Raw genomic sequence first — 23,626 nt, forward strand, 5'->3', positions numbered from 1 at the left:
ACGCGCACGCCATCGGGTACGGGTTGACTGGACCTCGATGCCGAGTTGGATGAAGAGATGACTACCACGACCACAGCCGATACCTCCTCGATCGCCGCGTGGAAGACCGTGGAACGCCGTCCGCTCAGCGACGCGGAGATCGATCAGGTGGACCGGTGGTGGCGCGCCGCCAACTATCTGTCGGTCGGTCAGATCTACCTGCTCGACAATCCGCTGCTGCGCACGCCGCTGAGCCGCGACGACGTGAAGCCCCGATTGCTCGGGCACTGGGGCACCACGCCGGGGCTGAACTTCCTCTACGCCCACCTCAACCGGGTGATCAAGGAACGGAGCCAGTCGACGATCTACGTGACGGGCCCGGGACACGGCGGCCCCGGCCTGGTGGCCAACACCTACCTCGACGGCACCTACAGCGAGATCTACTCCGACGTCACCCAGGACGACGAGGGACTGCGCCGGCTGTTCCGCCAATTCTCCTTCCCCGGCGGCATCCCCTCGCATGTGGCGCCGGAGACCCCCGGGTCGATCCATGAGGGCGGCGAACTGGGTTACGCGCTGTCGCACGCTTACGGTGCGGCATTCGACAACCCGGACCTGCTGGTGGCCGCGGTGGTCGGCGACGGCGAGGCCGAGACCGGGCCGCTGGCGACCAGCTGGCATTCCAATAAGATCTCCAACTGCGCGCACGACGGCGTGGTGCTGCCGATCCTGCACCTCAACGGCTACAAGATCGCCAACCCCACGGTGCTGGCCCGCATCCCCGAAGACGAGCTGCGCGCGCTCATGGTCGGATACGGTCACCGCCCGTACTTCTTCGAAGTCCCCGACGACGAGGGCGGGCCGGGCGTGGATCATGCCGATGCCCACCGGCGCTTCGCCACCCTGCTCGACGACGTCCTCAACGAGATCGCCGCCATCAAGGCGAGGGCCCGCGCCGGTGACGAGTCCCGCCCGATGTGGCCGATGATCGTGTTCCGCACACCCAAGGGCTGGACCGGTCCGGCCACCATCGACGGCAAGAAGACCACGGGTTCGTGGCGGGCCCACCAGGTACCGCTGGCCAGCGCCCGCGACACCCCGGAACACCTCGCGGTGCTCGCCGACTGGCTCGCCTCCTACCGCGCCCACGAACTCTTCGACGACGACGGGAAACTGATGCCCGACATCGCCGAGCTCGCGCCGCGAGGGCAGCTGCGGATGAGCGACAACCCGCACGCCAACGGCGGGCTGCTGCTCAAGGACCTCCGGCTGCCCGATTTCCGTGAGTGCGCCGTCGACGTCCCCGCACCGGGAGCGACGGTGGCCGAGGCGACCCGGGTGCTCGGCCAGTGGCTCACCGGGGTGATCCGGCTCAACCCCGACAACTTCCGCATCTTCGGCCCGGACGAGACGGCGTCCAACCGCCTGCAGGCCGTCTACGACGTCACCGACAAGCAGTGGAACGCCGAGTTCTTCGGCCCGGAGGTCGACGAGCACCTCGCCCGGGTGGGCCGGGTGGTGGAGGTGCTGTCCGAGCATCAGTGCCAGGGCTGGCTGGAGGGCTATCTGCTCACCGGCAGACACGGGCTGTTCAACTGCTACGAGGCGTTCATCCACATCGTCGACTCGATGCTCAACCAGCACGCCAAGTGGCTCAAGGTCACCAACGGCATCCCGTGGCGGCGGCCCATCGCCAGCCTGAACTATCTGCTGTCCAGCCACGTCTGGCGGCAGGACCACAACGGGTTCTCCCACCAGGACCCCGGCTTCATCGACCACGTGGTCAACAAGAGCGCCAAGGTGGTACGGGTCTATCTGCCGCCGGACGCCAACACGCTGCTGTCCACCTACGACCACTGCCTGCGGTCCCGGCAGTACGTCAACGTCGTGGTGTCGGGCAAGCAGCCCTCGCCCAACTTCCTGACCATGGAGCAGGCGGTCGCGCACTGCATCCGCGGCGTGGGCATCTGGGAGTGGGCCGGTTCGGAACAACTGGGGACCGATCCCGACGTGGTGCTGGCCGCCGCCGGGGACATCCCCACGCTGGAGGCGCTGGCCGCCGCCGACATCCTGCGTCGGCACCTGCCGGATCTGTTGGTGCGGTTCGTCAACGTCGTCGATCTGATGCGGCTGCAGGACCCGACCGAGCATCCGCATGGGCTGTCCGATCGCGATTTCGACGTCATCTTCACCACCGACCGCCCCATCATCTTCGCCTATCACGGCTATCCGTGGCTGATCCACCGGCTGACCTACCGCCGGGCCGGGCACGACAACCTCCATGTCCGCGGATACAAGGAGGAGGGCACCACGACCACCCCGTTCGACATGGTCATGCTCAACGATCTGGACCGGTATCACCTGGTGATGGACGTGATCGACCGGGTTCCGTCCCTGGGTTCGCGGTGCGCGACGCTGCGGCAGCAGATGGCCGACAAGCGGATCGCCGCGCGTGAATACACCCGCGCGTACGGCGACGACATCCCGGAGGTGAAGGACTGGGTGTGGCCCGCCGCGCGCGAATCGGGCTTCGGCACAGCCGGCAGTGACGCCACCGCGTCCACCGGGGGGGACAACGAATAGCCGGTAAGCTGGTGCGGTTATGTCAGATGCCGTCGCAGCCGCCGCCGAGCCGCACCCCGTGGTGGCCCAGCTCGCCGCGCTGCATCACTTCCGGATCTATGTCGACATCGCGGTCGTCGTCGTCGTTTTGGCGCTGACCAACCTGCTGGCTCACTTCACCACTCCGTGGGCCAGCGTCGCCGTGGTGCCCGCCGCCGCGCTGGGACTGCTGGTGTTGATCCGCTCGCGAGGGCTCGGCTGGTCGGAACTGGGGCTGGGCCGGGAGCACTGGAAGTCCGGCGCCGGGTACGCCCTGGGCGCGGTCGGTCTGGTCGGGACCGTGATCGCGATCGGGGCGCTGCTGCCGTGGACGCGGCCGATGTTTCTGAACAACAATTACGCGACGCTGTCCGGTGCGCTGATCGCGTCGATGATCATCATCCCGCTACAGACCGTGATCCCCGAGGAGCTCGCGTTCCGGGGCGTGCTGCACGGCGCGCTGGACCGGGCCTGGGGCTGGCGCGGCGTCGCCGCGGCCGGCTCTGTGCTGTTCGGGCTGTGGCACGTCGCCACCTCGCTGGGCTTGACGGCCAGCAACGTCGGGTTCACCAAGATCCTCGGCGGCGGGGTGTTCGGGATGGTCGCCGGGGTCGTCGGCGCGGTGCTGGCGACCGCGGCCGCCGGTTTCGTGTTCTCCTGGCTGCGGCGCCGCAGCGGCAGCCTGATCGCGCCGATCGCGCTGCACTGGTCACTCAACGGACTGGGGGCGCTGGCCGCCGCACTGGTGTGGCACCTGTCATGACCTGCCGGGTGGCCGGGGCGGGCTAGACGACCAGCACGGCCGCACCGGCGACCCGCCCGGCGGCCAGGTCGCCGAGCGCCTCGTCGGCGCGGTCGAGCGGATACCGCGGATGGGTGACCTCGAGCCGGTGCCCGGCGGCGAAATCGAGAAACGCCTGCGCGTCGGCGCGGGTGTTCGACGTCACCGACCGCATCTGCCGCTCCTGGAACAGGTGTCGCTGATAGTTGAGCACCGGGATGTCGCTGAGGTGGATGCCGGCGATGGACAGCGTGCCGCCCCGGTCCAGGGCCGCCAACGCGGGCAGCACCAGATCGCCGACCGGGGCGAAGAGGATCGCCGAATCCAGCGGCACCGGCGGCGGATCCGCGGGCCCCTGCGCCGACGCCGCGCCGAGCTCCAGCGCGAGCTCGCGGGCTCGCTGCCCCCGGGTCATCACATGGACCTCGGCTCCCTCAGCCAGCGCCACCTGCGCGGTCAGGTGCGCGCTGCCCCCGAATCCGTAGATTCCCAAGCGCCCTCCGGGCGGCAGGTCAGCACGCAGCAATGCCCGATACCCGATGATTCCCGCGCACAGCAGCGGAGCCAGCTCGGTGTCGGCGTAGCCGCCGGGCAGGCGCAACGCGAACGCCTCCGGAACCGTCGCGTACTCGGCGTAACCGCCGTCGGCGTCCCACCCGGTGTACCTGGACTCCGGGCACAGGTTCTCCCGCCCGCTCACGCAGTATCGGCAGGCCCCGCAGGTGTGGCGCAGCCAGGCGATACCGACCCGGTCGCCGACCGCGAAGCGCGGTGCCGCCTGCCCCTCCGGCGACGCACCGATCTCGACAACCTCTCCGACCACCTCGTGGCCGGGGACCACCGACGGACGGTGCACCGGCAGGTCGCCCTCGGCGACGTGCAGATCCGTCCGGCACACCCCGCACGCCCGCACCGCGACCAGCAGTTCACCGGGTCCGGCCCGCGGCACCGGCACGGTCACCGAGACCAGCGGGCGAGTCGACATCGGACCGGGTGTGCGCACCTGCCATGCGCGCATCACGGGTCCGGGGTTCAGACGCGCGACTTGGTGAACTTACCGACGATCCACAGCAGGATCACCGAGCCGAGGATCGCGGTGAACAAGGTGAACCACCAGCCGCCGCCGGCGGTGTCGAGGAAGAAACTCAGCAGGAAACCGCCGATGAGGGCACCGACGATGCCGATCACGATGTTCATCAAAATGCCCGAGCCGGAGCCCTTGACGATCTTGCCGGCGATCCATCCCGCGATCGCCCCGATGATGATGTAGCCGATCCAGCCGACGCTGGTGAGCGTTGTCGAACGGGCCAGAATCTCGGTAGCTGCCACGACGTCCATCACGAACTCCTGTCTGTCACCGCGTCGACCCGGTGCGGCCGCGACCGGGCCATGCCCCAGGTATACCTACCTCGGGTAACGAAAGGGTCGTGCAAACAGGCAGCGAACGGACACGATCAGGCGGGCGGCAGCATCCCGGGGGCGGTGTTCGGATCGACCGGGACCGGCACACCGACCGCGGGCCGCGGGGCGGGCGCGTTCGGATCCGGCGGCGGCGCATTCGGATCGGCGGGCGGCACCGGAGCGTTCGGGTCCGCGGCCGGCGGAGGCGGCGGAGGCGTCCAGGGGCGGATCGAGTTCGCCAACGCGACGGCCTGCTCCTGCGGAATCGGGTTGGTCGCCGTACCGAGCCACACCACGAACCACCGCTCCGGGGTGCGCTGTCCGCGCGGGGTGCCCGGCGCAACCGGCGTCCCGACCACACCGGCCCAGATCTGGCCGTTGGGCTTGTTGGTGTCGGTGAACTTCACCTCGTAGGACGACGCGACACCGTTGTTCTCCAGCGGAACGGTCTGCTGATTGATCCGGGTGCCCGGGAACGGCATGAAGAACTCGCCCATGTCCGAGGCGAGCCGCTGGGCCGCCTTGGTGTTGTCGGTCTCCGCGCCGGCGAACAACTTCAGGTCCAGCCGGCCCAGCAGCACACTGGTGTCATTCGGCGGCTGCGTGTCAGGCGGAGATCCTGCGGGCGGCAGCTTGGTCAGCAGCGCCTGCCCGTACGACAGCTGGGTGGAGTCGGAGACCTCCCAGCCTTCGGGCACCACGTAGCTGAAACCGCCGGCGGCGTTGTCAACGCGGCCCGGTTCCGGGGCGGGCGCCGCCGGAGCGTTCGGGTCGGCCGGCGGCACGGGGGCGTTCGGGTCGGCCGGTGGCGGTACCGGGGCATTCGGATCCGCCGGCGGCGGCGGAGGCGCAGGAGCCGGCGCCACGGGGGCGTTCGGGTCGGCCGGGGGCGGTGCCGCCGGGGGCGCCGCAGGCGCCTCGACGGCGGGGGCCGGCGCGGGGCTGGGCGGCGGTGCGGGCTGGGCGTAGGCCACTGCGGGCACGGTCAAGGCCGCGGCCAGTGCCGCCGCGGTGGCGCCGGTCAGCGCCGAGCGTCGCAACGACGTCGGCAGCCCTTTACGGCGCGGGAAATGCACGTCCGGCTGGTCCATGGGGAAGAAACTACCGTGTTGCTGGCGTGACGCAAGTGTGAGGTGCTCAAAATGTGCCGAATTGTTACATTGCTGACCAACGCATACCTGCTGTTAAAGGCGCCGTCGCGAGGTAGCTGACGCGCAAGACCACCCGCGCGTGGCGCGGGTGGTGTCACGGTGCCGAAGCGGTCTGGTGTTCTCTCGCTCTGTCCATCGCCGCCCACCCCGGGCGTGTTACCGGGTCGGCAAGTCGCATTTTCCGATATAGCTACTGTCCAGTAACATTGGCGCCACTCGCTGGGGTTCAGCGTCGAACACAACAGGAGGCTCGCCGATGGATGTGCTGATCACAGGATGCGACACGGATCTGGGACGCACGATCGCGGAGAGCTTCACCGAAGCCGGCCACACCGTGCTGGTCGGCGGCCGGCGCCGCGAGGAGGTCGAGGTTCTCGCCAAGGAACTCGACGCCGACGCGTTGGTGTTCGACAACACCGATCCCGCCTCGGTCGCCGAGCTTCACGGACAAGTCCCCGCGCACCTGGACACCATCATCAACGTTCCCGCGCCGACCTGGCCGGGCGGCGACGTCCGCACCTACACGCTCAACGACCACGCCGCCGAGTGGCGCGGCCTGTTCGACGCCACCGTGGTGGCCGCGATGCTGACCGTGCAGGTGCTCGGCGATCACATGCGGTCCGGCGGCTCGATCGTCAGTGTGATCCCGGACTTCACCCACGAGGGTGGCGCCGCGTCTGCGGTCAAGGCCGCGGTCTCTGACTGGACCGCCGGCCAGGCCACCCACTTCGGCATCCGCGGCATCACCGTCAACGCCGTGGCTGTGGGACGCGCCGTGGAACCCGGCTACGACGGGCTCGGGACCACGCCCCCCTCGGTCGCGGCCGAGATCTCCCGGCTCTCGCTGTTTCTCACGACTCCGTCCGCGCGTCACATCACCGGACAGACCCTGCACGTCACCCACGGCGCGCTCGCCAACTTCGGCTGACGCTGGCGTCCCGCGCGGGCTGACGAACGGGCCCGCGCAGCGTTTTTCCGCGATCGTTTATTCCGCGGTTCGCGGCGCGTGAAAACGGGCGTCGCCGCTGGGAGCCGGATCGTAGGGTCGACCCGTGACCATTCGACTCGGTGTTCGTGATGGACCACTTCTATCAACTGCCCGGCATCGGAACCCCTGATCAGCCGATGCTCGAGGCCTACACCGCCCTCGGCGCGCTGGCGACGGTCACCGAGAACGTGCAACTGGGCACGCTCGTCACCGGCAACACGTACCGCAATCCCACGCTGCTGGCCAAGAACATCACCACACTCGATGTGATCAGCCAGGGCCGCGCGGTGCTGGGCATCGGGACCGGGTGGTTCGAGCTCGAACACGACCAGCTCGGCTACGAGTTCGGCACGTTCACCGACCGGTTCGACAAGCTCGACGAGGCGCTGGAGATCATCCTGCCGATGCTCAGAGGTGAGCGACCCACCTTCACCGGCCGGTACTACCGGGTGCAGGAAGCGATGGCCAATCCCCGCTTCCGCGAACACATTCCGCTGATGATTGGCGGCAGCGGCGAGAAGAAGACGATTCCGCTCGCGGCGAGGCACTTCGACCACCTCAACGTGATCGCCGGCTTCGACGAGCTCGCCAGGAAGGTCGCGGTGGCCCGGCAGCGGTGTGAGGAGATCGACCGCGACCCCGACACGTTGGAGACGAGCATGCTGGTCGGTGCCGTCGTCGGCGAGGGGGTCTCCCCCGATCTGATCCCCGAAGATTTCCGGCAGCGGATGGTGGCCGGAACACCCGGGCAGATCGCCGAGCAGTCAAGGAGAAAGTCCTCGACGCAGGCATCGACGGTGTCATTCTGTTCGTGCCCACCCAGACCGTCGGGTACCAGCCGGGACAGGTTTCGGCGCTCGGAGAGGCACTCAAGCCGCTGGTCACGGCCTGATTCCAGGGGTGGGGCATGTCACCGCGCCGCCCGGAAGCGCAGCGACTAAGGTTCTCGTTGTTCGGAACGGGTAAAGCAAGGAAGGTCTCAGACCGCCCAGGGGACGACCGCATCCGACAAGGACCCGACAAGGAGTTGCAATGAGCCATCCCGGAGCCACTCCGTCCGATCGCCACAAGGTGGTGATCATCGGATCGGGATTCGGCGGGTTGACCGCAGCCAAGACGCTCAAACGAGCCGATGTCGACATCAAGATGATCGCCCGCACCACCCACCACCTGTTCCAGCCGCTGCTCTACCAGGTGGCGACGGGCATCATCTCCGAGGGAGAGATCGCCCCCGCCACCCGGATGATCCTGCGTAAACAGAAGAACGCGCAGGTGCTGCTCGGCGACGTGACGAAGATCGACCTGAAAACCAAGACCGTGCGCTCCGAGCTCCTCGGCCACACCTACATCACCCCGTTCGACAGCCTGATCGTGGCCGCGGGCGCAGGTCAGTCCTACTTCGGCAATGACCATTTCGCGGAGTGGGCGCCCGGCATGAAAACGATCGACGACGCGCTGGAGCTGCGCGGGCGCATCCTCGGCGCGTTCGAACAGGCCGAGCGGTCCAGCGATCCGGCCCGCCGCGAGAAACTCCTCACCTTCGTGGTCGTCGGCGCCGGCCCGACCGGCGTCGAAATGGCCGGTCAGATCGCTGAATTGGCCGACCACACGCTCAAGGGCGCGTTCCGGCACATCGATCCGACCAAGGCGCGGGTGATTCTGCTCGACGCCGCGCCCGCGGTACTGCCGCCGATGGGTGAGAAGCTCGGCAAGAAGGCGCAGGCCAGGCTCGAGAAGCTCGGCGTCGAGATCCAGCTCAACGCGATGGTCACCGACGTCGATCGCAATGGCATCACCGTCAAGGATCCCGACGGCACCATCCGCCGGATCGAGGCGGCGTGCAAGGTGTGGTCTGCCGGTGTGTCGGCCAGCCCGCTCGGCCGTGACCTCGCCGAGCAGTCCGGTGTCGAGCTCGACCGGGCCGGCCGGGTCAAGGTGCTCCCCGACCTGTCGATCCCGGGGCACCCGAACGTGTTCGTCGTCGGTGACATGGCCGCGGTCGAAGGGGTGCCGGGCATGGCCCAGGGCGCGATCCAGGGCGGCAAGTACGCCGCCAAGGCGATCGAGGCCGGCATCAAGGGCGCAGACCCGTCCGAACGGGAGCCGTTCAGCTACTTCGACAAGGGTTCGATGGCCACGGTGTCGCGGTTCAGCGCGGTGGCCAAGATCGGCCCGCTGGAGTTCGAGGGCTTCATCGCCTGGCTGGCCTGGCTGGTGCTGCACCTGGTGTATCTGGTCGGCTTCAAGACCAAGATCGTCACGCTGCTGTCCTGGACGGTGACGTTCCTGTCGACCAAGCGCGGCCAGCTGACCATCACCGAACAGCAGGCCTACGCACGAACACGGATCGAGGAACTCGAGGAGATCGCGGCTTCGGTGCAGGACACCGAGAAAGCGGCGAGCTAGAGTCGCTCCCCCTGCCAGGTGGTCAGAGCACCGCCGGCCGCCAGCGCCAGCGTCACCCCGTCGGTCTCGGCATCGGTTCGGGGGTAGTGCAGTTCGCTGACCGCGGCGCGAGGTCCGGCGATCTCGTCGTCGGTGCAGGCTCCCGTGCCGAGTTCGACGCGGTGTCGCAGCAACGGGGCGCCGTCGAGGTCGGCGTTCAGTGAGCCGCTCCAGAAGCCTTGCCGCTCCCCGGATCTGCCGATCTGGATGCGCTCGCGCAGCCGCACGGCGCCCGTCCCGGCCAGCGCCAGCCGCGTCGACGTGAAGTGCCGCGAGGTGGCTGCGACGATCGTCGGCTCCGGGTCGAGGTCGAGCTCGCCGGCGACCTCGAGCTCCCAGGCCGAGTGGGATTCGGCGGTCATGCGTCCCGGCAGCGTGATGGTGGCAGCCACCGTCCTGATGACGAGTCTGGCCCCCGATTCGACGACGACGCGCATCGCGATCGCGTCGCCGCCCAGCGGGGTCGCCACCGACGACACCAGATGCACGGTGTCCCTGGCGGTGCGGCGTGCCGCGATCCCGCCGCTGCACTCGATGTGAGGCAGGCGGTCGGGCCGGGCGACGATCACGACTTCCGAACGCACTAGAGCGCCTGCGCGACCCGCAGTTGCTCGCGCACCCAGCCCAGCACCGGCGTGGCCGCCGGGTCGGCGGTCAGCGAGATCAGTTCGAACGGACGGACGCCGCGCACCGCCGCCGCGTCCCGCCGCATGACGTCCAGATCGGCGCCCACCAGCGGTGCGAGATCGGTCTTGTTGATCACCAGCAGGTCGGAGAACGTGACACCGGGCCCGCCCTTGCGCGGCACCTTGTCCCCGCCGGCGACGTCGATGACGAAGATCTGCACATCGACAAGACCTGAGGAGAACGTCGCGGTGAGATTGTCCCCGCCCGATTCCACCAGGATCAGGTCCAGGTCCTGCCCCGGACCCGAGTGAGCGGCGATGAGGTCGTCGATCGCGTCGAGGTTGGCGGTGATGTCGTCCCGGATGGCGGTGTGCGGGCAGCCCCCGGTCTGCACCGCGGCGATACGGTCGTCGGGCAGAACGGCGTTGCGGCGCAGGAAGTCTGCGTCCTCGGTGGTGTAGATGTCGTTGGTCAGCACCGCCAGGGACAACTCGTCACGCAACTGGCGGCACAGTGCCGCGACCAACGCGGTCTTGCCGGAGCCGACCGGACCGCCGACGCCGATGCGCAGCGGCTCCCCCACCCGGCGCTCCCGGCGGGGACGGTGGGTGTGGCCGTGCGGCTGGCCGGCCGAATCGGCCGACAGGAAATGCGGTGGCATCGCGGGACTCTCTCTAGGAGGCGAACAACGGGCGGTCACGGTCGGCGTGGCGTTGAGCGAGCACGTCGAGCAGTGGATCGGAAAGGTCGGCGAGCTCCTTGGCAGCCTCGGCCGCGGTCTGCTCGCACAGCGGGGACAACGCGAACGCGACCGCTGCGACGTCGCCGGGATCGAGCGCGAGCAGTCGCTGCGCGGCGGTCGCCGACCCGGTCATCGTCGTGTACACCAGCGACAGCGCGGTGTGTGCCGGTACCAGGCCGCCGGCCCGGCCGGCCACCCCCGCGGCGACGGCCAGGTGCGGTGTCGGGCCGAGGGCGTCCCAGTCGTCCTCCGGCCAGATCCGCCGGGCCAGCCGGACCAGGCCGCGGCCCTGCGCGCGCGAAGCCGCGCGTGCCGCCGGCGAAGGGGTGCGGGCATCTGTCTCGACGTCGCCGGCCCGGCCCGCGGCCGGGGCCAGGGACCCGCGGTGCACGGCCGCAGCCAGCGATGCGGTGACGAGGCCGCTGGTCCGGATCCTGCGCCGCAGAAACGCTTGCAGCGTGACCAGGTCGACGACCAGTCCACTGGTCACCGCCTCCTCCACACCGCCGGAATGCACGTGCCCGCCGGTGGGCAGCCGTGAGTCCGACAGCGCGAGCAGGGTGGCCAGATTGGTCATCGTGGGCAGGACTTCGCCTAGAAGAGGAAGTATCTCTGAGCCATCGGCAGTTCGGCCGCGGGCTGCTCCTGCCAGACCTCACCGTCGATGCGCACCGTAAACGTGTCCGGATCGACCTCGATGTCGGGAGTGGCGTCGTTGAGCGGCATCTGTGCCTTGCCGATTCCGCGGACATTGCCCACCGCGACGAGCCTGCGGTTCACTGCGATCCGGTCGGCCAGGCCGTCCTCGATCGCCTGCGGCGCGACGAAATGCAGTGACGTCGCGGCGGCCGCGGCGGGTGCGGCGCCGAACATCGGCCGCGGCAGCACCGGTTGCGGCGTCGGGATCGACGCGTTCGCATCACCCATCGCGGCCCACGCGATCATCCCGCCCTTGACCACCGCGTGCGGGCGCACGCCGAAGAACGCCGGTTCCCACAGCACCAGGTCGGCGAGCTTGCCGACCTCGATCGAGCCGATCTCGTGGTCGAGCCCGTGCGCGACCGCCGGGCAGATCGTGTACTTCGCGACATATCGCTGCGCGCGGGCGTTGTCGGCGCCGGTGTCCCCCGGCAGGAATCCTCTGCGGCGCTTCATGACATGCGCGGTCTGCCAGGTGCGCATCACCACCTCGCCGATGCGGCCCATTGCCTGCGCGTCGCTGCCGATCATCGAGATCGCCCCGATGTCGTGCAGCAGGTCCTCGGCGGCGATGGTCGACGGCCGGATCCGGCTCTCGGCGAACGCCAGGTCCTCGGGCACACTCGGGTTCAGGTGATGGCACACCATGAGCATGTCGAGGTGCTCATCGAGGGTGTTGACCGTGTGCGGCCGGGTCGGGTTGGTGGAACTCGGCAACACGTTCGGGTGACCGGCGACGGTGATGATGTCGGGCGCGTGCCCGCCGCCGGCGCCCTCGGTGTGGTAGGCGTGGATCGAGCGGCCTTTGATCGCTGCCAGGGTGTCCTCGACGAATCCCGCCTCGTTGAGGGTGTCGGTGTGGATGTTGGCCTGCACCCCGGCCGCCTCGCACACCGTCAGGCACGCGTCGATCGCCGCAGGCGTCGTCCCCCAATCCTCATGCAGCTTGAAACCGGCTGCGCCGCCGCGCAATTGTTCCCACAGGGCGTCGCTGCTGACCGTGTTTCCCTTGGCCAGCAGGGCCACGTTCAGCGGCCAGGTGTCGAGCGCCTCCAACATGCGCGCCAGGTGCCAGGCCCCCGGGGTGACCGTGGTGGCCTTGCTGCCCTCGGCCGGACCGGTGCCACCGGCCACGATCGTGGTGATCCCGCCGCCCAGCGCCTCCTCCATGATCTGCGGGCAGATCAGGTGGACATGGCAGTCGATGGCGCCGGCGGTGATGATGCGGCCATTGCCGGCGATGATCTCGGTGGACGGGCCGACCACCAGGTCCGGGTGCACACCGGACATGATGTCGGGATTGCCGGCCTTGCCGATCGCGGTGATGCGACCGTCGCGAATTCCGATGTCGGCCTTGATGATCCCCCAGTGGTCGAGGATCACCGCGCCGGTGATGACAGTGTCGGGGGCGCCGTCGGCACGCGTTGCGCGCGACTGGCCCATCGATTCGCGCAGCACCTTGCCACCTCCGAACACCGCCTCGTCACCGGCCAGCCCCGGGCCGCCGCTGCGATCCTCGGTGACCTCGATGAACAAATCGGTGTCAGCCAGCCGGATGCGGTCGCCGGCGGTCGGCCCGAACAAAGCCGCGTACCGCGCGCGGGACAGCAGGGTCATCTCGGTTCTCTCTTCGCGCGAGCGCTCATCGGTTTTCGTCCAAACGTCCCGGCGGATCCAGACTCAGGCCGTGCACCTCACGCGCGCCCGTCAGCGGGACCAGGCGAACACGTTGCGCCACACCGGGTTCGAACCGGATCGCGGTGCCCGCCGGGATGTCGAACCGTTGTCCGTGGGCGGCGGCGCGATCGAACCGCAACGCGCGGTTGGCCTGTGGGACGTGGACGTGGCTACCGACCTGCACCGGACGATCGCCGGTGTTGACGATCTCGAGTTCCATCCGCGGTGCGCCCGGGTTGATCTCGATGTCTCCGTCCCCGAAGACGACTTCTCCTGGAATCACCGTCGCACCTGCCTCACGGAATCGGGTGGTGGACGGTGACCAGCTTGGTGCCGTCCGGGAAGGTGGCCTCGACCTGGACGTCGTCGAGCATCTCGGGGACACCGTCCATCACGTCGTCGCGGGACAGCACCGCCTGCCCGCTGACCATCAACTCGGCCACGGTGCGGCCATCTCGGGCACCCTCGAGGATGTGATCGGTGATCATCGCCACTGCCTCGGGATGATTCAACTTCACGCCGCGGGCCTGCCGGCGGCGGGCGAGTTCGGCGGCATACGACAGCAGCAGCCGTTCCTGTTCATGCGGCGTCAAACGCATAGTGGGCGATACTGCCACGCCGTGGCGTACTCAGCAGCGCGCCCGTCCTGCCGCTACGCGTCCGGCTTTGATTCGCCGCTACGCGTCCGGCTTTGATTCGCCGCTACGCGTCGGTGATGTTCTGCAACCTGACCTGCCCCCGCGCGACCACCCGTTCGGTGTCGTCGGTGATGGTGATCAACCACAGCTGCTGGCGCCGGCCGCGATGGATCGGCGTCGATGTCGCCGTGACGGTCCCTGTCCCGATCGCCCGCAGGAAGTCGGTGTTGTTGTTCACCCCGACGACGGTGCCGCCACCGTGTTCGCAGAGCCAGACTTGACCCGACACGCTGGCCATGCTCTCGATCACCGCGCAGTAGACGCCGCCGTGCACGATGCCCCACGGCTGCAACAGCTGTTCGGTGATCTCCAGCGTGGCGCGTCCGCCGTCGGGCGTCATCTCCAGATAGGTCAGCCCCAGCACCTTGTCGAAACCGTCACCGAGACCTTGGGGAACTTCACTCGTCACGCGTCGTGTCTACACGTCGCCGCCGCAACCTCCGACGCGGGGTCTGGAGAAAGCGGAAGGGCCCCACACCCCTGGTGTGGGGCCCTTCCTTCGATCGGACCGGGGGTCTCTGCAGCCCTCAGTGACTCCGGCGCGGTCCGTTGGTTCCGATACCAAGACAATAGGCAAGGCTTGCCTAATTAATCAAGACCTTCCCGGTATTCATCCGGGGGGTGCCGCGCACCGGCAGCCCGAAGCCGACCAGCGCGTCGAGCACCGCCTGTCCCCGGCGCATGCTGACGAACTCGCTGGTGCCGGCCAGCAGCGGGATCTGAGTCGCCGCGCTGACCACGGTGGCGCCGACGGTATGCCACATCGCCGGCACGCTCATCGTTCCGGCGCCGACCGCGGCGAGCTTGTCGAAGATGGGGCCGAGCGCGCAGTGGCTGCGATGAGCGATCCAGGTGGTCAGCGCGGCCTCGCTGGGCAGCGCGACGATGCCCTCCTGGGCTGCAACACCGTTGCCGCGCCGGGTGAAGTGCGGATCCTCGGGCAACGCGCGCAGCGTCGGATCCACCACGCCGACCCAGTCGATCGCGCCCTCGGAGTCGACATGGACCCAGAGGTTCTCCAGGCCGGTGTCCCACGCGCGGCCCTCGACCGCCAGCAACGGGACCACTCGCCCGACCACGACGTGGGCGAACGTAGCAGCCAGCTGCTGGGCCACCGCGGACCGGCTCTCGGTCTCGGCGACGCCCGCCTCGAACATGGCGTGCAGACGGTCGGTGGTCAAGATCTCGGCCAGCGGCCACCAACGTCTCCGCGAGAGGTCGCCCATCACGGCGACCCCGTAGACCCGCGGGCACTCGCGGTAGAGCTCCCGCAGGCGGCGGCTCGATTCATGGATCGGCAGCGCGCGCCGGATCGCCATACTCGCGATCAACGGATCCTCGACGAGAACCGTCATGTCACCTCCCGTTCGTGAGTTAGGTTAGCCTTACTATAGTCATAGGCCCCGAGGCCGCCAGGCTGTGTGATCGGACTCACGGCCGCCTGGCCTGCGACGTCATCTGGTACGACACGCGGTAGTAAGCACGTAGTAGGCTTTGGTCCTACTGCCGGTAGGAGATGAACGGAAGATGGCCAAGCTGACGAGGCTCGGGGAACTCGAGCGTTCCGTGATGGACCACTTGTGGTCCGCAGGTGAGCCGCAAACCGTGCGCCAGGTACACGAAGCCCTGGCTGCCCACCGCTACCTCGCCTATACGACGATCATGACCGTGCTGCAGCGCCTGGCGAAGAAGAACCTCGTGGTGCAGCACCGCGACGACCGCGCGCACAGATATGCGCCGACCCACGGCCGGGATGAACTGGTTGCGGGCCTGATGGTGGACGCCCTCGACCAGGCCGCCGATTCGGGCAGCCGGGAGGCCGCGCTCGTGCATTTTGTGGAGCGTGTCGGCGCCGATGAGGCGGCCGCCCTTCGGCGCGCGCTGGCCGAGCTTGAAGACAAGCACCGCATCGGAGGGCCAGGTGGCGATCCGGGTACCGGCTGAGAGACACTGACAGCGTGTCCGCGCTGGCCTTCACCGTCGTGGCCCTGCTGCTGTCAGGGCCGGTGCCTGCGATGCTGGCGCGGGCCTCGTGGCCGCTGCGCGCGCCGCGCGCCGCGATCGTGCTCTGGCAGTCGATCGCGCTGGCCGCGGTGCTCTCGGCATTCTCCGCCGGGATCGCGATCGCGAGCCGGCTGTTCGTGCCCGGGCCCGACGGCAGGCCTACTGCCACCATCGTCAGCGAGATCGCTGTGCTGGGCTGGCCGCTGTGGACCGCGTACGTGGTGGTCTTCGTCCTGACCTTGATGATCGGCGCCCGGTTGATCGTGTCGGTGCTGCAGGTCGCCATCGCCACCCGCCGCCGCCGGGCCCACCACCGCATGGTGGTCGACCTGGTCGGTTCCCTCGATCCCCGGCACCGGGCCGGCAACGGCCTGCGCATCCTCGACGTCGCCGAACCGCTGGCCTACTGCCTGCCCGGGGTTCGCAGCCGCGTGGTCGTCAGCGAGGGTGCTTTGAAAGCGTTGTCGGACAACGAGATGTCGGCGATCCTCGAGCACGAACAGGCGCACCTGCGGGCTCGCCATGATCTGGTGCTGGAGATGTTCACCGCGGTGCACGCCGCCTTCCCCCGCCTCGTCCGCAGCGGGCACGCGCTCCACGCCGTACGGCTGCTGATCGAACTTCTCGCCGACGACGCCGCGGTGCGGGCCGAAGGTCCGACCCCGCTGGCGCGGGCGCTCGTCGCGTGCGCGTCGGCTCGGGCACCGCGTGGCGCACTGGCCGCCGGCGGGCAGACGACCGTGGTACGGGTACGCCGGCTCGGCGGCGAGCCCAACAGCAGGGCGCTGGCCGCCGCCGCGTACGCCACCGCCGCGGCAGTGCTGGTGGTGCCGACCATCGCGCTGGCGGTGCCGTGGCTGACCGAGCTCCAGCGGCTGTTCTCGGCGTAGACGCGGCCCCGTAGATTCTGCGGTGCCGCATTCAACGAACGAAAGGGATCCGTTCATGAGCTCGTCGCAGTCCACTACGGGGACGGCGCAGATCGGCGTCACCGGTCTGGCCGTCATGGGGTCGAACATCGCGCGGAACTTCGCGCGGCACGGCTACACCGTGGCACTGCACAACCGCTCGGTGGCCAAGACCGACGCGCTGCTGGCCGAGCACGGATCCGAGGGCACCTTCGTCCGCAGCGAGACCATCGCCGAGTTCCTCGACGCGCTGGAGAAGCCGCGTCGGGTGCTGATCATGGTCAAGGCCGGTGAGGCGACCGACGCCGTGATCAACGAGCTGGCCGACGCCATGGAAGAAGGCGACATCATCATCGACGGCGGCAACGCGCTCTACACCGACACCATCCGCCGCGAGAAGGCGATCCGCCAGCGCGGGCTGCACTTCGTCGGCGCCGGGATCTCCGGTGGTGAGGAGGGGGCGCTGAACGGGCCGTCGATCATGCCCGGCGGTCCGGCGGAGTCCTACGCCTCGCTGGGTCCGCTGCTGGAGGAGATATCCGCCCATGTCGACGGGGTGCCGTGCTGCACCCACATCGGCCGCGACGGCGCCGGCCACTTCGTCAAGATGGTGCACAACGGCATCGAGTACTCCGACATGCAGCTCATCGGCGAGGCCTATCAGCTGCTGCGGGACGGCCTCGGCAAGACGGCGCCGGAGATCGCCGACGTCTTCGACGAGTGGAACTCCGGAGACCTCGACAGCTTCCTGGTCGAAATCACCGCGAAGGTGCTGCGCCAGATCGACGCCAAGACGGGCAAGCCGCTGGTCGACCTGATCCTCGACGAGGCCGAGCAGAAGGGCACCGGCCGCTGGACGGTCAAATCCGCCCTCGACCTGGGCGTGCCCGTCACCGGCATCGCCGAGGCGGTGTTCGCCCGCGCGCTGTCGGGCTCGGTCCCCCAGCGCAAGGCCACCACCGGGCTGGCGTCCGGGGACCTCGGCGGGCAGGTGCCCGCAGACGGTGAAGCCGCAGAGCAGTTCACCGAGGACATCCGGCAGGCGCTGTACGCGTCGAAGATCATCGCCTACGCGCAGGGCTTCAACCAGATCCAGGCCGGCAGCGCCGAATACGACTGGGACATCACACCCGGCGACATGGCGAGGATCTGGCGAGGCGGCTGCATCATCCGGGCCAAATTCCTGAACCGGATCACCGACGCCTTCGACAACGATCCCGACCTGCCCACGTTGATCGTGGACCCGTACTTCCGCGACGCGATCGAGAACGCTATCGACAGCTGGCGCCGTGTCGTGGTCAAGGCCACCGAGCTCGGCATACCGATTCCCGGCTTCAGCTCGGCGCTGTCCTACTACGACGGGCTGCGCACCGAGCGACTGCCCGCCGCGCTGACCCAGGGGCTGCGCGACTTCTTCGGTGCGCACAGCTACGGGCGCATCGACGCCGACCGCGACCAGCGGTTCCACACCCTGTGGAGCGGGGACCGCAGCGAGGTCGAGGTCTAATTTCCGCGCGCGAGCAGACACATACTCCGGCGTGTCGCCGGCATGTCGCGCGAATTTGTGTCTGCTCGCGGGGGAAAGTCGCGCAACTAGACTCGGGTTTGTGAGATTTCTCGATGGGCACCGGCCGCCGTACGACCTGACTTACAACGACGTCTTCGTCGTGCCGAGCCGCTCGGAGGTGCTGTCGCGCTTTGACGTGGACCTGTCGACGGTGGACGGGTCAGGCACCACGATTCCGGTGGTGGTCGCGAACATGACCGCGGTCGCCGGCCGGCGTATGGCCGAGACGGTGGCCCGCCGCGGCGGTCTGGTGGTGCTGCCGCAGGACCTTCCGCTGTCGGCGGTCAAGCACACCGTCGACTTCGTCAAGAGCCGCGACACCGTGGTCGACACCCCGGTGACCCTGTCTCCCGACGACTCGGTATCGGATGCGAACGCGCTGATCCACAAGCGGGCGCACGGCGCGGCCGTCGTCGTCTTCGAGAATCGGCCGATCGGGTTGGTCACCGAGGCGTCCTGCGCGGGGGTGGACCGGTTCACCCGCGTGCGTGACGTCGCGATCTCAGACTTCGTCACCGCCCCGGTCGGCACTGATCCGCGCAAGGTGTTCGACCTGCTCGAGCATGCCCACATCGACGTCGCCGTGCTGACCGAGGCCGACGGATCACTGGCCGGCGTCCTGACCCGGACCGGGGCCGTGCGCGCCGGCATCTACCGGCCCGCCGTCGACGCCCGTGGCCGGCTGCGGATCGCCGCGGCGGTCGGGATCAACGGCGACGTCGGGGCCAAGGCGCGGGATCTGGCGGATGCCGGGGTGGACCTGCTCGTGGTCGACACCGCGCACGGCCACCAGCAGAAGATGCTCGACACGATCGAGACGGTGGCCTCCCTCGACTTGCGGCTGCCGCTGGCCGCGGGCAACGTGGTGTCGGCCCAAGGCACCCGCGACCTGCTCAACGCGGGCGCGTCGATCGTCAAGGTCGGTGTTGGGCCCGGCGCCATGTGCACCACCAGGATGATGACCGGCGTCGGGCGGCCTCAGTTCTCCGCCGTGGTCGAATGCGCTGCGGCAGCAAGGGAACTCGGCGGCCACGTGTGGGCCGACGGTGGCGTGCGGCACCCGCGGGACGTGGCGCTGGCCATCGCCGCCGGTGCGTCGAACGTCATGATCGGATCCTGGTTCGCCGGCACCTACGAGTCGCCGGGCGACCTGATGCACGACCGCGACGACCGACCCTTCAAGGAGAGTTACGGCATGGCGTCCAAGCGTGCCGTCGCGGCGCGCACCGCCGGCGACAGCGCGTTCGACCGGGCGCGCAAGGCGCTGTTCGAAGAGGGCATCTCCTCGTCGCGGATGAACCTGGACCCCGTGCGGGGCGGTGTCGAGGACCTGCTCGACCACATCACCTCCGGGGTTCGCAGCACCTGCACCTACGTCGGCGCGACGACGTTGCCGGAGTTGCACGAGAAAGCGGTGCTCGGCGTGCAGTCAGCCGCCGGTTTCGCCGAGGGACACCCGCTGCCCACTGGTTGGTGACGGGTAGGCCAGCACCTCACCGGCGACCTCCACGGTGACGACGTCACCGTCGTCCAGCGCGGTCGGCCCCGGGCTGCGCAGCTGCAGGCGGGTGCCGTCGTCGAGTTCGACGTGCACGACGGTGTCGGCGCCGTAGAACCGACGCGCCGTCACCCGTCCCGCCGCCCCGGACGCGCCGGTGCCGAACCTGAGCTGTTCGGGGCGCAGCATCACCACCGCCGCACCGGGTGTGGTTCCCGCATCACGCAGCCGCAGTGGTCCGAGCGTGGTGTGCGCGATGCCGGCGTCCACGGTCCCGGAGATCTCCACAGTGCTGCCGAGGAACCGTGCGGTCGCCAGCGAGCCCGGACAGTCGTAGAGGTCGCTCGGCGCGCCGTGCTGGGCGACGACACCGTCGATCAGCAGCGCCACCGAGTCGGCGAGCGACAGCGCCTCGGCCTGGTCGTGGGTGACCAGCAGCGCGGTGGTCCCGGTGTCGTGCAGGATCGTCGCGATGTCCTCGCGTACCCGGACCCGCAATCCGGCGTCCAGCGCGGCGAACGGCTCGTCGAGCAGCAGCACCCGCGGCCGGGCCGCCAATGCCCGCGCCAGCGCCACCCGCTGCTGCTGTCCCCCCGAGATCTCGTGGGGCCGGGCTCCGGCCAGACCGGTCAGGCCGACGACGTCCAGCCAGTGGGCGATCTCGGCGGCCGCTTGCGCGCGGGGGACGCGGCCCAGCCCGAACCCGATGTTCTCCCCCACGCTCAGGTGCGGGAACAACGCTCCTTCCTGCGGCATCAGCCCGACGCGACGGCGGTGCACCGGCACTACTCGGCCGTCCCCGGCCACCGTCTCGCCGGCGATCCTCACCGTCCCGGCGTTGGGATCCTCGAATCCGGCCAGGATGCGCAGCAGCGTCGTCTTGCCGCAGCCCGACGGCCCCAGAACCGCGGTGATGGTCCCCGCGGCCAGCTCGAGGTCGACGCCGCGCAGCACATGGCGCTCGCCGAACGACTTGTGGAGTCCGCGCGCGCTGACCGCGGTCGGGTCAGTCACTGCGCACGGCCCCCTCGTCGGTGCCCCACATCCCGAGCAGCGCCGTGGGGACCGCGGCGAACAGCAACAGCGCGGCCGCATACGGTGCGGCGGCCGCGTAATTGCTGACCGAGCTGTAGTTCCATAGCCGGGTGGCCAGCGTGTCGGTGCCGGTCGGGTGCAGCAGCAGCGTCACCGGAAGCTCTTTCATGCAGGTCAGCAACACCAGGGCGGCACCGGCCGAGATGCCCGGGAGCGCGACGCGGGCGGTCACGGTGCCGAAGGCGCGCAGGGGTGTGCGCCCGAGTGAGCGCGCCACCTCCTCCAGGCGGATCGGGGCGGCTTCCACCGCGGCACGGATCGAACCGATGGCCATGGGCACGAACAGCACGGTATAGGCCAGGATCAGCAGCGGCTCGCGCTGGTAGATCGGCCGCAGCAGCAGCACGCCGAGGGACACCATCGAGATCGCGATGACGATGGCCGGAAGGCCGTGGGCGACATAGCTCGCGCCCTCCAGCAGCCGGGTCGCCCGGTCGCGGTGACGGGCCGCGAGCACCCCCAACGGAAGCGCGGCGGCCGTGGACACCAGCGCGGCGGCGGCCGACAACCATACCGTCGCGCCGAGCGCGCCGGCCCACTCGGCGAAGTCCCAGGTCGCGCCGGCGGTGAGCAGCCACTGCGCCAGTTCGGCACCCGGCAGGACAACGGCGGCGGCCAGCACGGCCGCGGGCGCCATCAGCCAGACCGGGCCCCAGGATCCCAGACGGTTCAGCGGCGCCGGTCGCGGTGCGCCGCCGCCGAGGCGCGAGGCCGCCGCGAGTCCGCGGGCCCGGTGCTCGGCCACCACCAGCGCCACGGCGAACACCATCAACACCAGCGAGAGCACCGCGGCCCGGGACGGATTGAACCCGGAGCGGTACGCGCCGTAGATCACCCAGGTGAACGCCTCGAAACGCATCGCGGCGACCGCGCCGAAATCGCTGAGCACGTACAACGCGACGAGCAGCGCCCCGGCGGCGATCGCGGCGCGCGCCTGCCGCAGTGTGACCCGGAACAGCACCGCGACCCCACCCAGCCCGAGCGAGCGCGCCACCTCTTCCTGGGCCGGGTCGACGCGGGCCAGCGCCGCCATCGTGGTCAGCAGTACGAGCGGATAGCTGACCAGGGTGAGGACCAGCGCAGCGCCCCAGAAACCGGTGATGGCCGGGAACGCCGACACCCACAGGTAGGCGAGCAGGTAGCTGGGCATCGCCAGCGGCAGCGTCAGCGCCACCGCCAGACCGCGCCGCCCCCACAGATCGGTGCGGGTGACCAGCACGGCCAGTCCGACCCCCAGGACCACGCAGGCGGCGGTGACGACCGCGACGAGCACCAGCGAGCGGCCGACCAGGGCCGCGGTGCGCGGCTGCACGAGCTCGTCGACGACGAATCCCCAGCCGCGGTCCAGTGCGCGCTCGGCCAGGTACGCCAGCGGCACCAACGTGCAGACCGCGACCAGAGAAGCAGGGAGCAGCAGCAGCGCGGGCGGGCGGCTGCGGGCCGAACGGGCCGCCGGCGGTGACCGCCACCGAGGTCAGTTCGTCAGGAGGCCGGTGTTCACCAGCAACTCCTGCGTCGCCTCGATGTCGTCGAGTTGCGACAGGTCCACCGCCGGCGGCTTCAGATCGGCCAGCGGGGGCATCTCAGATGATGGCGCCACCGACGCGATGAGCGGGTATTCGGCGGTCTCCTGGGCGAAGTACTTCTGCGCCGACTCGCCGACCAGGTAGGCCGCGAACTGCTGCGCACCGGCGGGGTTGGGCGCCGCCTTGAGCACACCCACCCCGGCGACGTTGATCAGGCCGCCGGGATCGCCGGGGGCCATGAACTTGTTCTCGGCCACCACGGCGTCGGGGCCCTTGGAGTGGATCAGCTCGTAAAGGTAGTAGTGATTGACCAGGCCGAGCGGAACCTGGCCGGAATCCACCGCATCCCGGACCGCGACGTTGTTCTCGAAGGCCTGCGGATCCTGGGCCTTGAACGCCCGCAGCCACTGCTCGGCACCGTCGTCACCGCGCAGCACACGCAGGCCGGTCACGAACGCCTGCCAGGACGCGTTGCTCGGGGCGAACCCGATCTTGCCCTTCCACTCCGGGGCCAGCAGTGCGTCGATGGTGTCCGGCGGGTTGGGCGCCAGCGTCGGGTTGTAGACGATGACGCGGGCACGCCCGGACACGCCCACCCAGGTGCCGTCGGCGGCGGAGAACTCGCCGGGCACGGCCGCCAGTGTCTCGGCATCGATCGGCGCGAGCAGGCCGGCCTTCGACACCGCGCCCAGCGCGCCGGCGTCCTGGGACAGGAAAACATCGGCCGGCGACTTGTCGCCCTCGGTGATCAACTGGGCGGCCATCTCCCCCGAACCGGCGTACCTGGCCTCGACCTCGATACCGGTGTCGGCGGTGAACTGCTCCATCAGCGGTGCGACGAGTTCCTCGCTGCGGCCCGAGTACACGACGATCTTGTCGGAGTCCTCGCCCTGGGGCTGTGAGCTGCACGCACTGAACGCCAGCATCGCGGCCACCACTGCGAGCGCGCCTGCCAACCGGGTGAACGACATCGACATTAGGTTCGCCTTTCCAATCTTTGGTAGAAAGTACCACTGGCTCCGAATTAGCCCGGCTAACGAATAGGGAGCGTGGGCGCGCGCCCGGATTCCGCTAGCATGTGTTGACATTCAGCAGAATTCGCGCAACGCATGCACTGCGCGTCAGCCATCTCAGACGAAAGGGACCAGGTGCCGCAGGCACTGGATGGAGGTCCATCCGAGCCGGCCACATTCGCCGGACAACCCGACCTCGACCCGTGCGAGGCAGAGCCCTCCTCTA

General features: G+C 69.3%; 22 protein-coding genes and 1 pseudogene. 9 read left to right on the forward strand and 14 right to left on the reverse strand.

All coding sequences use genetic code 11. The features are described 5' to 3' along the window. The first annotated feature begins 57 nt into the window (after window positions 1-57). On the forward strand, window positions 58-2,562 hold the full coding sequence (locus ACTWP6_RS07635; protein WP_443187274.1) for a phosphoketolase family protein: 2,505 nt from the start codon (window positions 58-60) through the stop codon (window positions 2,560-2,562). Between the two features lie 19 nt (window positions 2,563-2,581). Beyond that, the gene (locus ACTWP6_RS07640; RefSeq protein WP_443187275.1) at window positions 2,582-3,343 is read left to right on the forward strand and encodes a lysostaphin resistance A-like protein; all 762 of its coding nucleotides are present in this window, start codon (window positions 2,582-2,584) and stop codon (window positions 3,341-3,343) included. Between the two features lie 22 nt (window positions 3,344-3,365). On the opposite strand, the gene ACTWP6_RS07645 is transcribed toward ACTWP6_RS07640, so the two are convergent. The 3 genes from ACTWP6_RS07645 to ACTWP6_RS07655 form a co-directional block, all read right to left on the reverse strand. Next, on the reverse strand, window positions 3,366-4,379 hold the full coding sequence (locus ACTWP6_RS07645; protein ID WP_443187276.1) for a zinc-binding alcohol dehydrogenase family protein: 1,014 nt from the start codon (window positions 4,377-4,379) through the stop codon (window positions 3,366-3,368). A 14-nt stretch (window positions 4,380-4,393) separates the two neighbouring features. Continuing rightward, window positions 4,394-4,699: a GlsB/YeaQ/YmgE family stress response membrane protein gene (locus tag ACTWP6_RS07650; protein WP_260752728.1), complete on the reverse strand. Its 306-nt coding sequence runs from the start codon at window positions 4,697-4,699 to the stop codon at window positions 4,394-4,396. A gap of 116 nt (window positions 4,700-4,815) precedes the next feature. Beyond that, window positions 4,816-5,853, reverse strand: coding sequence for an APA family fibronectin-binding glycoprotein (locus ACTWP6_RS07655; RefSeq protein WP_443187277.1), 1,038 nt, complete (start codon window positions 5,851-5,853; stop codon window positions 4,816-4,818). A gap of 316 nt (window positions 5,854-6,169) precedes the next feature. On the opposite strand from ACTWP6_RS07655, the gene ACTWP6_RS07660 reads away from it, so the two are divergent. The 3 genes and pseudogenes from ACTWP6_RS07660 to ACTWP6_RS07670 all read left to right on the forward strand — a co-directional run bounded on the left by ACTWP6_RS07660 (window position 6,170) and on the right by ACTWP6_RS07670 (window position 9,307). Next, the gene (locus tag ACTWP6_RS07660; protein ID WP_443187278.1) at window positions 6,170-6,841 is read left to right on the forward strand and encodes an SDR family oxidoreductase; all 672 of its coding nucleotides are present in this window, start codon (window positions 6,170-6,172) and stop codon (window positions 6,839-6,841) included. Between the two features lie 131 nt (window positions 6,842-6,972). Further along, a pseudogene (locus ACTWP6_RS07665) lies at window positions 6,973-7,793 on the forward strand (LLM class F420-dependent oxidoreductase); the annotation flags it as partial. A 140-nt stretch (window positions 7,794-7,933) separates the two neighbouring features. Further along, window positions 7,934-9,307: an NAD(P)/FAD-dependent oxidoreductase gene (locus tag ACTWP6_RS07670; RefSeq protein WP_443187279.1), complete on the forward strand. Its 1,374-nt coding sequence runs from the start codon at window positions 7,934-7,936 to the stop codon at window positions 9,305-9,307. Here the strand turns inward: ACTWP6_RS07670 and ACTWP6_RS07675 are convergent. The 8 genes from ACTWP6_RS07675 to ACTWP6_RS07710 all read right to left on the reverse strand — a co-directional run bounded on the left by ACTWP6_RS07675 (window position 9,304) and on the right by ACTWP6_RS07710 (window position 15,144). Further along, window positions 9,304-9,930 carry an urease accessory protein UreD gene (locus ACTWP6_RS07675; protein ID WP_443187280.1) on the reverse strand — a complete coding sequence of 209 codons (627 nt, stop codon included), beginning with the start codon at window positions 9,928-9,930 and terminating at the stop codon, window positions 9,304-9,306. The two genes, ACTWP6_RS07670 and ACTWP6_RS07675, sit on opposite strands and share 4 nt — an antisense overlap. Next, the gene (gene ureG / locus ACTWP6_RS07680) at window positions 9,930-10,634 is read right to left on the reverse strand and encodes an urease accessory protein UreG (protein ID WP_443187281.1); all 705 of its coding nucleotides are present in this window, start codon (window positions 10,632-10,634) and stop codon (window positions 9,930-9,932) included. Before ureG ends, ACTWP6_RS07675 begins: the two co-directional genes overlap by 1 nt. Before the next feature lie 13 nt (window positions 10,635-10,647). Continuing rightward, a complete protein-coding gene (locus ACTWP6_RS07685; protein ID WP_443187282.1) occupies window positions 10,648-11,292 on the reverse strand; it encodes an urease accessory protein UreF in 645 nt (214 codons plus the stop codon). Between the two features lie 17 nt (window positions 11,293-11,309). Then, window positions 11,310-13,031, reverse strand: coding sequence for an urease subunit alpha (locus ACTWP6_RS07690; protein ID WP_443187283.1), 1,722 nt, complete (start codon window positions 13,029-13,031; stop codon window positions 11,310-11,312). A gap of 25 nt (window positions 13,032-13,056) precedes the next feature. Continuing rightward, a complete protein-coding gene (locus tag ACTWP6_RS07695; RefSeq protein WP_443187284.1) occupies window positions 13,057-13,374 on the reverse strand; it encodes an urease subunit beta in 318 nt (105 codons plus the stop codon). 13 nt (window positions 13,375-13,387) lie between these two features. After that, the gene (locus ACTWP6_RS07700) at window positions 13,388-13,690 is read right to left on the reverse strand and encodes an urease subunit gamma (protein WP_260752715.1); all 303 of its coding nucleotides are present in this window, start codon (window positions 13,688-13,690) and stop codon (window positions 13,388-13,390) included. 103 nt (window positions 13,691-13,793) lie between these two features. Continuing rightward, a complete protein-coding gene (locus ACTWP6_RS07705; protein WP_443187285.1) occupies window positions 13,794-14,198 on the reverse strand; it encodes a PaaI family thioesterase in 405 nt (134 codons plus the stop codon). A 175-nt stretch (window positions 14,199-14,373) separates the two neighbouring features. Continuing rightward, entirely contained in the window at window positions 14,374-15,144 is a 771-nt protein-coding gene (locus ACTWP6_RS07710) for an iron reductase (protein WP_443187286.1), read from the reverse strand. A gap of 172 nt (window positions 15,145-15,316) precedes the next feature. On the opposite strand from ACTWP6_RS07710, the gene ACTWP6_RS07715 reads away from it, so the two are divergent. The 4 genes from ACTWP6_RS07715 (at window position 15,317) to ACTWP6_RS07730 (ending at window position 19,745) form a co-directional block, all read left to right on the forward strand. Beyond that, window positions 15,317-15,733 carry a BlaI/MecI/CopY family transcriptional regulator gene (locus ACTWP6_RS07715; RefSeq protein WP_443187287.1) on the forward strand — a complete coding sequence of 139 codons (417 nt, stop codon included), beginning with the start codon at window positions 15,317-15,319 and terminating at the stop codon, window positions 15,731-15,733. Between the two features lie 14 nt (window positions 15,734-15,747). Continuing rightward, window positions 15,748-16,683: a M56 family metallopeptidase gene (locus tag ACTWP6_RS07720; protein WP_260752711.1), complete on the forward strand. Its 936-nt coding sequence runs from the start codon at window positions 15,748-15,750 to the stop codon at window positions 16,681-16,683. 55 nt (window positions 16,684-16,738) lie between these two features. Further along, window positions 16,739-18,208, forward strand: a complete 1,470-nt coding sequence (gene gndA, locus ACTWP6_RS07725) for an NADP-dependent phosphogluconate dehydrogenase (RefSeq protein WP_260752710.1) — start codon at window positions 16,739-16,741, stop codon at window positions 18,206-18,208. Between the two features lie 100 nt (window positions 18,209-18,308). Beyond that, window positions 18,309-19,745, forward strand: coding sequence for a GuaB1 family IMP dehydrogenase-related protein (locus tag ACTWP6_RS07730; RefSeq protein ID WP_443187288.1), 1,437 nt, complete (start codon window positions 18,309-18,311; stop codon window positions 19,743-19,745). On the opposite strand, the gene ACTWP6_RS07735 is transcribed toward ACTWP6_RS07730, so the two are convergent. The 3 genes from ACTWP6_RS07735 to ACTWP6_RS07745 are packed head-to-tail and all read right to left on the reverse strand — an operon-like array spanning window position 19,698 to window position 23,364. After that, a complete protein-coding gene (locus tag ACTWP6_RS07735; protein ID WP_443187289.1) occupies window positions 19,698-20,780 on the reverse strand; it encodes an ABC transporter ATP-binding protein in 1,083 nt (360 codons plus the stop codon). The genes ACTWP6_RS07730 and ACTWP6_RS07735 overlap by 48 nt on opposite strands. Continuing rightward, entirely contained in the window at window positions 20,773-22,281 is a 1,509-nt protein-coding gene (locus tag ACTWP6_RS07740; RefSeq protein WP_443187338.1) for an ABC transporter permease, read from the reverse strand. Before ACTWP6_RS07740 ends, ACTWP6_RS07735 begins: the two co-directional genes overlap by 8 nt. A gap of 54 nt (window positions 22,282-22,335) precedes the next feature. After that, window positions 22,336-23,364, reverse strand: coding sequence for an iron ABC transporter substrate-binding protein (locus ACTWP6_RS07745; RefSeq protein WP_260752704.1), 1,029 nt, complete (start codon window positions 23,362-23,364; stop codon window positions 22,336-22,338). Window positions 23,365-23,626 lie beyond the last annotated feature (262 nt).

It is taken from the genome of Mycobacterium sp. 4D054 (genome assembly GCF_052245755.1).
Taxonomy (GTDB): domain Bacteria; phylum Actinomycetota; class Actinomycetes; order Mycobacteriales; family Mycobacteriaceae; genus Mycobacterium.

Coding starts and splice junctions, on each gene's coding strand:
- ACTWP6_RS07655 (WP_443187277.1), bottom strand. CDS start 5,853: ATGGACCAGCCGGACGTGCATTTCCCGCGCCGTAAAGGGCTGCCGACG.
- ureG (WP_443187281.1), bottom strand. CDS start 10,634: ATGCCACCGCATTTCCTGTCGGCCGATTCGGCCGGCCAGCCGCACGGC.
- ACTWP6_RS07650 (WP_260752728.1), bottom strand. CDS start 4,699: ATGGACGTCGTGGCAGCTACCGAGATTCTGGCCCGTTCGACAACGCTC.
- ACTWP6_RS07685 (WP_443187282.1), bottom strand. CDS start 11,292: ATGACCAATCTGGCCACCCTGCTCGCGCTGTCGGACTCACGGCTGCCC.
- ACTWP6_RS07745 (WP_260752704.1), bottom strand. CDS start 23,364: ATGTCGATGTCGTTCACCCGGTTGGCAGGCGCGCTCGCAGTGGTGGCC.
- ACTWP6_RS07700 (WP_260752715.1), bottom strand. CDS start 13,690: ATGCGTTTGACGCCGCATGAACAGGAACGGCTGCTGCTGTCGTATGCC.
- ACTWP6_RS07670 (WP_443187279.1), top strand. CDS start 7,934: ATGAGCCATCCCGGAGCCACTCCGTCCGATCGCCACAAGGTGGTGATC.
- gndA (WP_260752710.1), top strand. CDS start 16,739: ATGAGCTCGTCGCAGTCCACTACGGGGACGGCGCAGATCGGCGTCACC.
- ACTWP6_RS07645 (WP_443187276.1), bottom strand. CDS start 4,379: ATGCGCGCATGGCAGGTGCGCACACCCGGTCCGATGTCGACTCGCCCG.
- ACTWP6_RS07640 (WP_443187275.1), top strand. CDS start 2,582: ATGTCAGATGCCGTCGCAGCCGCCGCCGAGCCGCACCCCGTGGTGGCC.
- ACTWP6_RS07635 (WP_443187274.1), top strand. CDS start 58: ATGACTACCACGACCACAGCCGATACCTCCTCGATCGCCGCGTGGAAG.
- ACTWP6_RS07660 (WP_443187278.1), top strand. CDS start 6,170: ATGGATGTGCTGATCACAGGATGCGACACGGATCTGGGACGCACGATC.
- ACTWP6_RS07710 (WP_443187286.1), bottom strand. CDS start 15,144: ATGACGGTTCTCGTCGAGGATCCGTTGATCGCGAGTATGGCGATCCGG.
- ACTWP6_RS07690 (WP_443187283.1), bottom strand. CDS start 13,031: ATGACCCTGCTGTCCCGCGCGCGGTACGCGGCTTTGTTCGGGCCGACC.
- ACTWP6_RS07715 (WP_443187287.1), top strand. CDS start 15,317: ATGGCCAAGCTGACGAGGCTCGGGGAACTCGAGCGTTCCGTGATGGAC.